This window comes from Halorientalis brevis, assembly GCF_023077655.1.
The window spans coordinates 237,916-250,967 of the sequence record NZ_JALLGV010000001.1; the positions used below are offsets into that span (position 1 = coordinate 237,916).

11 protein-coding genes are annotated in these 13,052 nt (G+C 65.3%); 8 read left to right on the plus strand and 3 right to left on the minus strand.

Annotated elements, in window-relative coordinates; genetic code table 11:
- Positions 1–21: 21 nt before the first annotated feature.
- The gene (locus tag MU553_RS01245) at positions 22–813 is read right to left on the minus strand and encodes an enoyl-CoA hydratase/isomerase family protein (protein ID WP_247373676.1); all 792 of its coding nucleotides are present in this window, start codon (positions 811–813) and stop codon (positions 22–24) included.
- A 104-nt stretch (positions 814–917) separates the two neighbouring features.
- Positions 918–1,685 carry an SDR family NAD(P)-dependent oxidoreductase gene (locus tag MU553_RS01250; RefSeq protein WP_247373678.1) on the minus strand — a complete coding sequence of 256 codons (768 nt, stop codon included), beginning with the start codon at positions 1,683–1,685 and terminating at the stop codon, positions 918–920.
- 168 nt (positions 1,686–1,853) lie between these two features.
- On the opposite strand from MU553_RS01250, the gene MU553_RS01255 reads away from it, so the two are divergent.
- From MU553_RS01255 to sod, 4 genes are all read left to right on the plus strand, one after another.
- The gene (locus MU553_RS01255; protein ID WP_247373680.1) at positions 1,854–2,354 is read left to right on the plus strand and encodes a hypothetical protein; all 501 of its coding nucleotides are present in this window, start codon (positions 1,854–1,856) and stop codon (positions 2,352–2,354) included.
- Positions 2,355–2,515: 161 nt separating this feature from the next.
- The gene (locus MU553_RS01260; protein WP_247373682.1) at positions 2,516–3,973 is read left to right on the plus strand and encodes a cryptochrome/photolyase family protein; all 1,458 of its coding nucleotides are present in this window, start codon (positions 2,516–2,518) and stop codon (positions 3,971–3,973) included.
- A gap of 102 nt (positions 3,974–4,075) precedes the next feature.
- The gene (locus MU553_RS01265) at positions 4,076–5,758 is read left to right on the plus strand and encodes a histidine kinase N-terminal 7TM domain-containing protein (protein WP_247373684.1); all 1,683 of its coding nucleotides are present in this window, start codon (positions 4,076–4,078) and stop codon (positions 5,756–5,758) included.
- Between the two features lie 178 nt (positions 5,759–5,936).
- Positions 5,937–6,548: a superoxide dismutase gene (sod, locus tag MU553_RS01270; protein WP_247373687.1), complete on the plus strand. Its 612-nt coding sequence runs from the start codon at positions 5,937–5,939 to the stop codon at positions 6,546–6,548.
- A gap of 59 nt (positions 6,549–6,607) precedes the next feature.
- Here the strand turns inward: sod and MU553_RS01275 are convergent, their stop codons facing one another.
- The gene (locus MU553_RS01275) at positions 6,608–8,377 is read right to left on the minus strand and encodes a histidine kinase N-terminal 7TM domain-containing protein (protein ID WP_247373699.1); all 1,770 of its coding nucleotides are present in this window, start codon (positions 8,375–8,377) and stop codon (positions 6,608–6,610) included.
- Between the two features lie 134 nt (positions 8,378–8,511).
- Between MU553_RS01275 and MU553_RS01280 the strand changes: the two genes are divergently transcribed.
- The 4 genes from MU553_RS01280 to MU553_RS01295 all read left to right on the plus strand — a co-directional run bounded on the left by MU553_RS01280 (position 8,512) and on the right by MU553_RS01295 (position 13,048).
- Positions 8,512–11,547 carry an FAD-binding and (Fe-S)-binding domain-containing protein gene (locus MU553_RS01280; protein WP_247373712.1) on the plus strand — a complete coding sequence of 1,012 codons (3,036 nt, stop codon included), beginning with the start codon at positions 8,512–8,514 and terminating at the stop codon, positions 11,545–11,547.
- Positions 11,548–11,616: 69 nt separating this feature from the next.
- Entirely contained in the window at positions 11,617–11,886 is a 270-nt protein-coding gene (locus MU553_RS01285; protein ID WP_247373715.1) for a DUF5827 family protein, read from the plus strand.
- Positions 11,883–12,689, plus strand: a complete 807-nt coding sequence (locus MU553_RS01290) for an ATPase (protein WP_247373717.1) — start codon at positions 11,883–11,885, stop codon at positions 12,687–12,689. Before MU553_RS01285 ends, MU553_RS01290 begins: the two co-directional genes overlap by 4 nt.
- A 68-nt stretch (positions 12,690–12,757) precedes the next feature.
- Complete coding sequence (locus tag MU553_RS01295; protein WP_247373720.1) at positions 12,758–13,048, plus strand: DUF7967 family protein; 291 nt, start codon at positions 12,758–12,760, stop codon at positions 13,046–13,048.
- Positions 13,049–13,052: the final 4 nt, after the last annotated feature.

The window sequence follows — 13,052 nt, forward strand, 5'->3', positions numbered from 1 at the left end:
AATGTTCTACAGATGACGTAATTATTCGCCTTCGAACTCGGCGTCTCGCTGCTCCATGAAGGCAGTGGCACCCTCCTCGTGATCCTGGGTGGCGAAGACGGCAGTCTGGCCGGCGGCTTCGTTGGTCATCGCCTGGTCGATGTCGCTCTGGAGACCCTGGCGGATGAGTCGCTTCGAGGTTTTCAGGGCGATGGTCGGCCCGGAGGCGATCCGGTCGACGTATTCTTCGGCCTGGGCCTCGAACTCGTCGTCGTCGAAGACCTTCGTGAAGATGCCGAGCCGGTGGGCCTCGTTCGCGCCGAGCATCTCACCGGTGAACACGAGTTCTTTGGCCTTGTTCTCGCCGACGATGCGGGGGAGGAAATACGACGTCCCGGAGTCGACGGCGAGGCCGACCTGCCGGAAGCCGAAACTGATCTTCGAGCCCTCGCTGGCGATCTGCGTGTCGCAGGCGATGGCGAGGTTCGCTCCTGCGCCGAACGCCGTCCCGTCGATTTTCGCGATGACCGGCAGGGAAAACTCGTAGACTTCCTGGAGCGCAGCGCCGGTCTCCTCGACGACCTCGACTTTCTCGTAGGGTTCCGTCTCCCCGGCCAGTCCCTCCATCATCGAATTGATGTCTCCGCCGGCGGAAAACGCGTCGCCAGCGCCTTCGATGACCACACAGCGGGCGTCGGTGTCATCGATCTCGTCGAGCGCGTCGACGATACCGGAAGAGATGTCCCCGGTCAACGCGTTCCGCATCTCCGGGTTGTTCAGCGTGATCGTGGCGATCTCGTCCTCGACGTCGAGTAGTACGGCCTCTTCTGACATGCTACAACTGCTAACGACGCAACCGTTCAAATAACTTGTCCTGGAACCTACCAGTAGTTGCTGATTCTGAGAAGGTTCCTAACAGTGTAAGAAGCGTACAGGAGTTACCGGCAGGTCCAGCCGCCATCCACGCTGAGGGTGGAACCAGTGACGAACGATGCAGCGTCGCTCGCCAGGAAGATGGCGGGGCCGGCGATCTCCGAAGGCTCGGCGAATCGGTTCAGAGGCGTCTGGTCGAGCAGGGACTGGCGAACGGATTCGGTGTTCAGCGCGTCCTCGATGAGGTCGGTGGCGACGTAGCCCGGGGCGACGGCGTTGACGCGCACGTCCGGTGCCCAGTCCAGCGCCATGCTCTTGGTGAGGCCCACGACGCCGTGTTTGCTCGCAACGTACGGGTGTTGTCGCGGGAGGCCGACCAGTCCGCCGACGCTCGCGACGTTGATGAGCGATCCGTGATCGCTCGCCTGCAAGTACGGAGCGGCCGTTCGCGCACAGGTGAACGCGCCCTCGAGGTTGACCGCGACGGTCTGTTCGAACCCGGACTGCGTGACGTCTTCCGGGCGACCGAGCGCGTCGTCCGGGTTCACGCCGGCGTTGTTCACCACGACGTCGACGCCGTCGAACGTGTCCACGACTTCGTCCATGAGGCTATCGACGCTCTCGGGGTCGGCCACGTCGACCGTGGCGCCGTGAGCGGTGCCACCAGCGTCCCGGATGTCGCTTGCGACCTGGGTGACGGCGTCGGCGCTCCGTGACGCAGGCACGACGGCCGCGCCGGCGGCGGCCATCTCCTCTGCGATGGCCCGACCGATACCACGACTCCCGCCGGTGACGACCGCGACTCGTCCCGAGAGGTCGAACAGATCTGACATGCGCCCGTGTTTCGCCACCGCTCGAATAAGCGTTGGCGTGCTCGGGAGTCTCCGGTTGCGAACGACGCCGTGGTGACGCCGGAGGCCGTAGAACGAGCGTTCTGTTCGGTCCGCTGTCAGTAGACGGAAAACCAACACTTATCCGGACCGCTTCGCAATTCCGAGCGAATGGTCGACAGCACAGGCCGGAGACGGTTTATGCAACTCGCGGGAACGGGAACAGCTCTCTCGATCGCCGGCTGTAACGCGCTCCAGTCGGGGAGCGAGACGACCGCCGACGGGACCGACGACGGCAGTACCGGTGACGGCGACAGGGTGGCGGTGCAGGTCCAGCCCGATCAACAGGAGCTCCAGCAACAGCAGATGGAGGTCCAGTCACAGGTACAGAGCGGGAACATGAGTCGGCAGGAAGCACAGCAGGAGATGCAGCGCATTCAGGAAGAGATGACTGGGGAGGTCGCAACCACCTTCGAGAACCGGCTCAGCGACGAGTCTGACCTCACCATCGACGACTCCCTCGATCAGTTCGGCGTCTTTCTGGTGTCGGGCTCCCCGAGCGCGCTCCTCGGAACGCTCTCCTACGAGGAAGTGAGCGCCCTCCTGGCCGAAGAAGACTTCCAGCAGGTCAAATCACGGCTCCAGCAGCAGAGCGGGACGCCGTCGGAGTGACGGAACGGGGCCGGTAACCGCGACGCAGCTCGTCTGAAACGGGCTGATACCCCTTCTCCCTCGATTTACTCGCGTGAGGAATCCACTCTGAGCGCTGACAGTACCCGATACCCCACAGGTTGGGCACTGGATTCAGGTCCGTTGGGGGCGACTCACCGAGTATGCGCATCCACTGGCACCGACGCGACCTCCGCGGTGGTGACAATCTCGGTCTCGACGCGGCCGTCGAGGCGGCCGCTGACGACCCCGACGACCGCGGCGTGCTCCCGGTGTTCGTCTTCGATCGCGACGTCCTCGCTCACGCTGGGCCGCCGCGCGTCGCGTTCATGCTCGACGCGCTCCAGTCGCTGCGCGACTGGTATCGCGACCGCGGCAGCGATCTCCTCGTCACAGACGGCGATCCGTCGGGCGTGCTCCCCGACCTGGCTGCGGAGTACGACGCCGACGGCGTGACGTGGGGAAAGGACTACTCCGGGCTCGCCCGCCACCGCGACATCGACGTTCGCTCCGCGCTCGCCGACGAAGACGTGGCGCGCAAAAGCGTCCACGACGCCGTCCATCACGAGCCGGGTGCCATCACGACTACCGACGGGGAGCCGTACTCGGTGTTCACCTACTACGGCCGAAAGTGGCACGACCGGGAGAAAGACGCCCCCGTCGATCCGCCGGACGAAGACGCCCTCTACGCGTTCACCGACGCGGAACCGATCCCCACGCTCGACGACCTCGGCTTCGAGCACCCCGAGGCGACCGTCCCGGAGGCGAGTCCCGAGGCCGCCCGGCGTCGGCTCGGCGAGTTCTGTGCCGAGGACGTCTATCGCTACGACGAGCGGCGAGACTACCCCGCTGACGACTGCACGTCCCGGCTCTCGGCACACCTCAAGTGGGGCACTATCGGGATCCGCGAGGTGTACGCCGCGACCGAGTCCGCGAAAGCCGACGCGGAAAGCGTCGACGTCAACGCAGAGGGCGTCGGCGACGCCGAGGCGAGACGGCAATCGGTCGAAGCGTTCCAGGAGCAACTGGCCTGGCGGGAGTTCTACACGCAGGTGCTCTTCTACAACCCGAGCGTCGTCACGGCGAACTACAAGGAGTACGCCCGGCCCATCGAGTGGCGAGACGACCCGGAGGCGCTGGCCGCCTGGAAAGCGGGTGAAACGGGGTATCCCATCGTCGACGCCGGGATGCGCCAGCTCCGCGAGGAGGCCTACATGCACAACCGCGTTCGGATGATCGTCGCCTCCTTCCTGACAAAGGACCTGCTCGTCGACTGGCAGCGCGGGTACGACTGGTTCCGCGAGAAACTCGTCGATCACGACACGGGCAACGACAACGGCGGCTGGCAGTGGGCCGCCTCGACCGGGACCGACGCCCAGCCGTACTTCCGCATCTTCAACCCGATGACCCAGGGGGAACGCTACGACCCACACGCGGACTACATCACGACATACGTCCCCGAACTCCGGGGGGTCGACCCCGACCTGATCCACGACTGGCCGTCACTCTCCCCGACGCAGCGCCGGAAAGCCGCACCGGAGTATCCCGATCCGATCGTCGAACACAGCGAGCGCAGGGAGCGAGCGATCGAGATGTTCGAGCACGCACGCGACGGCGAGTAACCCGTTCGCTCGGTCGCACGTCCAGTTAGTAGGCTGTCATAACCTACCGGTTATCTTATGAATAAAGAGTGAACAGGTGTTAGATACGTTGTCTCTTTGACCATGGTGAGCCCGCTTCTGTCCTTTGCCCTCGTCTGGGGGTCGATCACTGCGGCCGCGGCGTTGACGGTGCTGGCGTGGCGCCAGCGGCCCAAGGCAGGGGCCGAGCCATTTGCGGTCTTGATGGCAGCGGGCACCTGGTGGGTGGCGACGTCGTCGATCGGGTTGTTCACGCTCGACGCGGCGCGTCGGTTGCTCCTGCACAAACTCGAATGGGCCGGCCTGATCGTGATTCCGCTGGCCTGGATCCTGTTCGCGCTCGAATACACGAGCCGCGACGAGTACCTCACGAAGCGGACCGTTGCGCTGCTGGCGGTGATTCCGGTCGTCACGTTCGTCCTGGCGATGACGACGGACAGTCACGGCCTGGTGTACGCGTCGCGAGCGGTCCACGTCTACGGGGACGTCAGCATCGTCGAACTGTCCACCGGTCCGTGGTTCTGGGTGTACACCGCATATGCGTACGTGCTCATGGGGGTCGGGACGCTGTTGATGCTCCAACTCATCGGCGAGGCGAGCGCACTCTACCGAACCCAGGCGGTGGCACTGCTCATTACCGTCCTCGCGCCGTGGGCGGGCAACGTCGTCTTCATCTCCGGGCTCTCCCCGGTGCGGAACTTCGATCCGACGCCGTTCATGTTTCTCATCTCCGGGGCGACCGGGATCGCGGCTCTCACGCAGTTCAAGCTCCTCGACGCGCTGCCGGTCACGAGCCGCATCGCCAGGGAGACGGTCATCGAGAGCATGGACGACGGCGTCGTCGTCGTGGACGCGAACGACCGCATCGTCGACATCAACCGCCAGGCGGCGTCGATCCTGGACTGTTCCGATTCGGCGGTCATCGACGCCCCGGCGGGCGAGATCGTCCCGGCGTACGAGCGGTTACGGACGGCCGACGACCCCGATCACTGCGAAACGGTCGAATTCGACCGGGCGAACGGCACCCACTACTACGAACTGAGCATGACCGGGCTGCGTGACGACCGCCAGCGCGGGGCCGTCGTCTCGATTCACGACGTGACTAACCGGCGCAACCGCGTCAAACAACTGGACGTGTTGAACCGAGTCCTCCGTCACAACCTCCGCAACGAGATGAACGTCGTGTACGGCTACGCGGACCAACTGGACGACGGCGACGCGGTCGACCGGATTCAGGAGAAGGCCATGACGATGGTCAACCTGGGCAACAAAGCCCGCGAGATCGACCAGATGTTGAACGACGATCAGGACGGGCCCCCGATCGAGATCTCGGACATCGTGGAGATCGAAGTCGATCGCGCACGAGACGCACACCCCGGGGTCACCTTCGAACTGTCCTGTCCCGACACCGATCGCCTCGTGCCGCGAACGATCGGCTCGGTCCTGCGAAACCTCATCGAGAACGCCGCCAAGCACAACGACGCCGACGAGCCACGCGTCACCGTCGACGTCACGCTCGACGCCGACACCGCGACCGTCGACGTACGAGACAACGGGCCGGGGATTCCCGACGAGGAGCGCGCGGTGCTGCGGCGTGGCGACGAGACCCCACTGAAACACTCCAACGGCCTGGGCCTGTGGCTCGTCAACTGGGGCGTCCAGACGATGGGTGGATCGGTCAGCGTCGAGTCCCGAGCGGAGCGAGGGACGGTCGTCCGCGTCGAGGTTCCGACGGTTCCACCCCAGGCAGCAGTCGCGGACGAATGACAGCGAGATGCCACGATTGCGCCGTCGACCCCCGCACCGTTCTCGTGCCGACTGGTCGAATCCAGTGGCGGGGAACTAGCCACGATCAGTTACGTGAGGGCCGGTTATTGCACGATAAAGGCCGCCTTCTAAACCTTTAACAGGTGTCCAGCCGACTCTCTGTCTGGAGGAATTACGCATGCCCGAGAAATCTGAACCCGAACTGCCGCCACTGCCGTACGATTACGACGCCCTCGAGCCCTCGATCAGTCAGCAGGTGCTCGAATGGCATCACGACACCCACCATCAGGGCTACGTCAACGGTCTCGAAAGCGCCGAGGAGACCCTCGCGGAGAACCGCGAGAACGGCGACTTCAGCTCGTCTGCAGCCGCCATCGGGAACGTCACCCACAACGGCTGTGGTCACTATCTCCACACGCTGTTCTGGGAGAACATGGACCCCAACGGCGGCGGCGAGCCGTCCGGTGAACTCGCTGACCGCATCGAGGAGGACTTCGGCTCCTACGAGGGCTGGAAGGGCGAGTTCAAGGCCGCTGCCGGCGCTGCCGGTGGGTGGGCCCTGCTCGTGTACGACCCCGTCGCCAAGCAACTGCGCAACGTCGTGGTCGACAAGCACGACCAGGGTGCGCTCTGGGGCGCCCATCCGATCCTGGCACTCGACGTCTGGGAGCACTCCTACTACTACGACTACGGCCCGGACCGCGGCAGCTTCATCGACGCGTTCTTCGAGGTCGTCGACTGGGACAACGTCGAAGAGCAGTACCAGAACACGGTCTCGAAACACGAGTAAGCAGCCCAGTCGTCAAACAGCACACTTCTTTCGCGCTCGGTCCGCCAGCGACGGCGCTCTCACGACGAGTGCTCGGCTGCTCGCTCGGCCTGCCTGGCAGAGGTCACGTCGCGGATCTCGAACCGCGCGCCGCCCTGGTCGCTCTCCGTCACGTCGATCGTCCAGCCATGGGCGTCGACGATGCTCGCGACGATCGACAGCCCCAACCCGGTACCGTCGTCGTCAGTCGTGAACCCGTCCTCAAGGACCCGGTCGCGCTGCTCGGGTGGAATGCCGGGGCCGTCGTCGGCGACGTAGAAGCCGACAGGCCGTCGGTCCGCGGGTCCAGTGAGCGCTCCGATTTCGATGGTCAGACTCGTCGATCCGCGCTCGACGGCGTCCTCAGGAGCCTGCGACTGAGGGGCCGTAGAACTGTGTTCGACGGCGTTCCGGAACAGGTTCTCGAACAGGCGGCAGAGCCGCGCCTCGTCGGCTTCCAGGCTGAGGGCGGTCCCGAGAGTCAGCGTCGCGTCTCGCGTCGTCACGTTCTCCCAGGCAGCGTTCGCGACTGACGGGAGCGACACGCGCTCCGTCTCCGAGATTGTCTGTCCGTCACGAGCCAGCGTCAGCATGTCGTCGATCAATCGCTCCATGCGGTAGTGGGACTGCTGGATCGCGTCGACGTGGCCGTGCTGATCGTCGATCTCTTCGCGTAACAGTTCCACCCGTCCGCTCGCGACGTTGAGCGGATTGCGCAGGTCGTGGCTCACGACGCTCGCGAACCGGTCGAGTTGTTCGTTCTGCCGTTCGAGTTCCCGTTTTCGCGCAACTCGCTCGGTAACGTCGTGTATCAGGAACTGGCGGCCGATCAGCTCGTCGCGGTGGTCGGTCAACGGCGTCACCTGCACGTGGAAGAATCGCTCGCTGTCTGCGGTCCGGACGCGTACCTCGCTTTCCTTGTCCGTCTCGTCCGCGAACTCGTCGAACAGTTCGGGGTAGTCGGTGAGCACGTCGGCGAACGACCTGCCGACGACCTGCTCGGCTTCGAGGTCGAGATACTCGCGGGCCACCGAGTTGATCTCGACGAACTCGTCGTCCCGGTCGAGGACGAACAACCCGTCTCGAATGTTTTCGACGACGCTGTCCTGGGCGACGGGCGAGATGTCCAACAGTTTGAATCGGAAGATGGCCATCGTCACGACGAGGCCGCTGAACGTGAACGCGACCGGCGTCAGAGAGATCGGGAGGTCGCCGAACTGGCGCACGAGATCGGTGACGAACGGCGCGAGAATCGCCGCCAGCACGGCGTACACCTGCCCCGGATAGAGAGACTGGCTCACCTGAAGCAGCCGCACCACGAGTCCGATGCCGACCAGCACGAGCAGATAGGAGTACGCGACGTTCGCGTGGAAAACGGGCCCCATAGTCATCTGGAAGTGCCAGTAGCCACCCGAGACGAACTGCAGGTCCCGCCAGAAGAGGTGATGGAACTGATTCGTCCAGACAGCGACGGTGACAACGGCCGGTTCGATGGCCAGAAGCGCCAGGGTTCGCGGTGTAATGTACTCGTCGTTGCCCGTGTACCGGAGGACGAACAGGAACAGAAACAACACGACGAACGGGGCAGCAGTGTAGAGGAGTTTGCCCCAGACGACGGCCTGTGGCGACTGTCCGCTGGCCGCGGATAGCACCGAGGAGCCGAGCCACACCGCGATGGAGACGAGCAGTCCGGTCACCGCCCAGGCACCGGACTCCCGTCGATGCCGGACCGTGACGAACGCCAGCGCGAGGACGATCACCGTGCCCGCGATGCGGATGATGTCCTGCGGCGATGCGGTCAGGTTTGGCAATGCAAGGCAATATTGCTGCTACCATCATATAGTGGGTTCGACCGTTTCACTCACTGTGGGTCCGGGTCAGGGGCGTCTGGTGCACGCGTTGGGACACCCAGAGAGTTAATGGGTGGCAATCCCCAGTGTCGAGTATGGGAATTGATAATCGGGATCCGATGGTTCGACCGGCGGATCCACCCGGCGATCCGTCGGCGTTCGCACGCGAGGCAGGAGCAACCGTCGAGGAGTACACGGACCTCGCGGCGGATCTCCGCGAGGCCGTCGACGGTGCCGTGAGGTTCGACGAGTACGCACAGATCCTCTACGCGACCGACGGCAGTATTTACCAGGCCAGACCGGCCGGCGTCGTCGCGCCGACGGACGTCGACGACGTCCGCGCTGCCGTCGAAGTCGCGACAGCGCACGAAACCCCGATCATGCCTCGGGGAGCCGGCTCCTCACTCGCCGGCCAGGCAGTCGGACCCGGCTGCGTGGTGCTCGACATGTCCCGGCACATGGACGGCATTCTCGACGTCGATCCCGAGGCGAAGCGCGCGACGGTTCAACCCGGCGTCGTCCAGGACGACCTCGACGACCACCTCGCCGAGCACGGCCTGAAGTTCGCCCCCGACCCGGCCTCCTCTGGCCGGGCGACCGTCGGTGGCGGCATCGGCAACAACTCCACCGGAGCCCACTCGGTGCGCTACGGCATCACCGACGCCTACACTGAGGAGGTCAAGGCCGTTCTCCCGGACGGCACGTTACTCCACGCCCGCGAAGTCGTCCTCGACAGCGAGGAGTGGGACGAGATCGTCGCCAGAGACGACCGCGAGGCCCACGTCTACCAGACAGTTCGGTCGCTGGTGGAGGACAACACCGACGAGATCGAGTCACGCTATCCCGACCTCAAGCGACGGGTGAGCGGCTACAACCTCGACCGGGTCATCTACGAGAACGACGACGGCGAGGACGTCATCAACCTCGCGAAACTCTACGTCGGCGCCGAGGGGACCCTCGGCGTGATCGTCGAGGCGACAGTCGGGTTGGTGACAGTTCCGGAAGAGACGGCGCTCGCGCTGTACTGTTTCGAGGACCTGGTGGCTGCGATGAGAGCGGTCCCGGAGGCCCTGGAGTTCGACGTGAGCGCGGTCGAGTTGATGGACGACGAGGTGTTCCGGCTGGCCGCCGAGTCCGACGGGTACTCGGAGTACGTCGAACCGATCCCCGAGGACGCGGCCGCCGCGCTCATGATCGAGTTCGACTCGGAGCTCCACGACGACTTCGAGGCGGCCGTCGCCGAGACGAACGCCCACTTCGTCGACAAGGGCGACGCCTTCGACGTCATCGAGGCCTACACCGACGAGGACCAGACCGACCTCTGGAAGCTCCGGAAGGCCGCGATTCCGCTCCTCATGAGCCTGGAAGGCGACCCCAAGCCGTACCCGTTCATCGAGGACGCGACGGTCCCCCCCGCGGAACTCGCCGAGTACGTCCAGGAGTTCCAGGACGTCCTCGCAGACCACGACACCTCCGCGGCGTACTTCGCCCACGCCGGCAGCGGCACGCTCCACATTCGCCCCATCCTCAACCTCAAAACCGAGGCCGACATCGAGAAGATGCACTCGATCACCGAGGACGTGACCGATCTCGTCCTCGATCACCACGGCGCGTTCTCCGGTGAACACGGCGACGGGATGGCACGCACGGAGTTCAACCCCAAGATGTACGGGGACGACCTCTGGACGGCGTTCAAGGAGATCAAGACCGCCGTCGATCCGGAGTGGCTGTTGCACCCGGGCAACGTCGTTTACCGCGACGGCGCAGCCGACGTGGGTCCGGAAAGCGACCGCGGCGTCGGCGCGGACATGCGCGAGAACCTCCGGTACGGGCCGTCCTACCAGTCGATCGAACCGCAGACCGAACTCGACTTCGCCGACGAGGGCGGGTTCTCCCACCTCGTCGAACTGTGTAACGGCTGTGGGACCTGTCGCCAGCACGGGTCGGACGTGATGTGTCCGACCTTCCGGGCGTCCCGCGAGGAGATCCAGGCCACTCGCGGCCGGGCGAACATGCTCCGGGCGGCCATCAGCGGCGAACTCCCCGAGGAGGAGATCTACTCCGACCGGTTCCAGGAGGAAGTGCTCGATCTCTGTGTCGGCTGCAAGGGCTGTTCGAGCGACTGCCCGACCGGGGTCGACCTGGCGAAGCTGAAAGCCGAGGTCAAACACCAGTACCACGAGGAAAAGGGGACGACGCTCCGGGACCGCCTCTTCGGCAACGTCGACCGCGTGAGCGCCCTCGGGAGTGCGTTCGCTCCGCTCTCGAACGTCGCCCAGAAACTGCCCGGTGCCGACCTCGTCGCCGAGAAGGTGCTGGGCGTCGCGCCCGAGCGGACGTTCCCGACGTTCCGCCGGGAGACGCTAGTCGACTGGTTCGACGAGCGAGGGCCGCAGGTCTCGCTCGACGAGGCCGACGACAAGGTGTTGCTCTTCCCGGACACGTTCACGAACTACAGCTACCCCAAGCCGGGGAAAGCCGCCGTCGAGGTCTTAGAGGCCGCGAACGTCCACGTCCGCGTGCTCGACACTGACGAGGTGGCACCGAGCGGTCGCGCAGCGTTCTCGATGGGACTGCTGGACGATGCTCGCGAACGCGCCGAGCGGAACGTCGACACGCTCGCTCCGTCAGTCGAGAACGGCTGGTCGGTGCTGTTCGTCGAGCCCTCGGACGCCGTGATGTTCCAGGACGAATACCAGGACCTCCTGGACGGCGACGACGTCGCGGCAGTCGGTGCGAACGCGTACGGCGTCTGTGAGTACCTCCACACCCATCGCGTCCACGATCGCATCGAGTTCGACGGAGCCGGTGAGTTCCTGACCTATCACGGCCACTGCAACCAGAAGGCGCTCAACCGGGACCACCACGCCGCAGCGGCGCTCCAGCGGGCCGGCTACGACGTCGATCAGCTGGATTCGGGCTGCTGTGGCATGGCCGGCTCGTTCGGCTACGAGGCCGAACACTACGACCTCTCGAAGGCCATCGGGCGCATCCTGTTCGACCAGGTCGACGAGAGTCCGGGTGAGGAAGTGGTCGCGCCCGGCGCATCGTGTCGGACCCAGCTCGGAGACCGTCCGGGCGAGGACCGGCCGCCCCATCCGATCGAGAAGATCCGGGACGCCCTCGCCTGAGTCGCTGTTCCGGCGGGCACCTCGGGGCGAGTCCGGAGGGTTTACTCCCGTCGGTGCCAACGCCCGGCAATGCCAGTTCCCAAGTCCGAGTTCGAAGACCTGCGATCGCTTTCCTTCCGCGACCCGGAGGAAGTCCTCGATCCCGACGAGATGTACAGCGTCTACGAGATCGCCCGCCTCTTCCAGGGTCTGGAGCCGGGCCAGCAGCTCGATCCCGAGACCGAGGCTATCCTGCTGGACTGGACCATCCCGTGGATGGTGAACAACGCCGAGTCGTTCGTCTTCGCCGAGCCACAGAGCGAGGACGAGCCGGGGCTGTACGGACTCGCTGAGGAATGAAGCTCCTCGTCGCCGGGGCCGACCGGGTCGACGCCGGCAAGACGACGTTCACCGTCGGCCTCCTCGAACACACCGGCGCGGTCGGGTTCAAACCCCGCGCCGGGAACGATCACTGGTTCCACCACGACGACTACCGTCACGCCGTCGAACAGGGCCGGCTATTCGGGAAGGACGCCCGCCGCCTCGCCGACGCGAGTGCCGGCGAGTTCGATCCCGAGGACATCAACCCGGTCCACCGGTTCTGGCGACCGTCACCCGGCAACGGGACCGGTATGCTGGGCCAGAAAGACCGCGAGTTCGTCGTCGACAGAGTCGCCGAGAACTACGTCGTCAACGAGACCGTCGACGTCCCCGAGTTCGCCGCAACTCACCTCCCGCTCGACGACGCGATCCACGTCAGCACCCTGGACGAACTCAACGAGGTGATGGAGCAACTCCATCTGGTCGCACTGGAGGGCATTCTCCGACGAATCCGCGAGCAGGACCGCGCAGTCGTCGAGTCCTACGGGAACGTCGCCCGGCCGCTGCAAGAGTACGATCCCGACGCCGTCGCAGTGGTCGAACCGGGCCGTGCCAGGGTGTACGAGGGCAGCCGATACGTCAAGGCCTGTTCGGTCGCGAGCGGCGGCCCGCGCGAGGGGCAACTCGAAGAACGCGCCCCGGCCGTCGTCGACCTCATCGACGCCGTCGACTCGGTGCAGTTGCCCGCACTGTCGTCGGCCGAACGAACGGACCCGACGGCGGTCGCGGACGCGTACGGGCACGCGTACGAGTCACTGTTCGATGCTGCCAGCACGGCCTGAGAGGGACGGGTTCTCAGGGTGTGGGAAGCGGCCCGTCGGTTGATACGTCGGTACGGCCGAGTTCCGCTATGGCAGAACTGTCCGAGTCCGAAACCGAGCAGGTCTGGATGGTCGAACGGACGTTCTCGGCGGATTCACCGCACATTCTCGTCATCGTCTACGCGACGCCATACGGCGAGCGGTATCTGCAGCAAGAGCGGGCGTTCAACCGGTTCGGTGGCCGTGCCCCGGAGGTGACGGCGGCCATCGAGGCGAATCCGGACGAACTCGCGCCGGTCGAGGACGCCGAGACGCGCGAGCGCTACGCCGACGAAGCCGCGCGCATGATGGACCGACACGACCCGGACGACGCGGTGTAGGGAC

Excerpts from the sequence above, each read along its gene's own strand:
- MU553_RS01245 (WP_247373676.1), bottom strand. The coding sequence starts at position 813 with ATGTCAGAAGAGGCCGTACTACTCGACGTCGAGGACGAGATCGCCACG.
- sod (WP_247373687.1), top strand. The coding sequence starts at position 5,937 with ATGCCCGAGAAATCTGAACCCGAACTGCCGCCACTGCCGTACGATTAC.
- MU553_RS01255 (WP_247373680.1), top strand. The coding sequence starts at position 1,854 with ATGGTCGACAGCACAGGCCGGAGACGGTTTATGCAACTCGCGGGAACG.
- MU553_RS01280 (WP_247373712.1), top strand. The coding sequence starts at position 8,512 with ATGGGAATTGATAATCGGGATCCGATGGTTCGACCGGCGGATCCACCC.
- MU553_RS01295 (WP_247373720.1), top strand. The coding sequence starts at position 12,758 with ATGGCAGAACTGTCCGAGTCCGAAACCGAGCAGGTCTGGATGGTCGAA.
- MU553_RS01265 (WP_247373684.1), top strand. The coding sequence starts at position 4,076 with ATGGTGAGCCCGCTTCTGTCCTTTGCCCTCGTCTGGGGGTCGATCACT.
- MU553_RS01290 (WP_247373717.1), top strand. The coding sequence starts at position 11,883 with ATGAAGCTCCTCGTCGCCGGGGCCGACCGGGTCGACGCCGGCAAGACG.
- MU553_RS01250 (WP_247373678.1), bottom strand. The coding sequence starts at position 1,685 with ATGTCAGATCTGTTCGACCTCTCGGGACGAGTCGCGGTCGTCACCGGC.
- MU553_RS01285 (WP_247373715.1), top strand. The coding sequence starts at position 11,617 with ATGCCAGTTCCCAAGTCCGAGTTCGAAGACCTGCGATCGCTTTCCTTC.
- MU553_RS01260 (WP_247373682.1), top strand. The coding sequence starts at position 2,516 with ATGCGCATCCACTGGCACCGACGCGACCTCCGCGGTGGTGACAATCTC.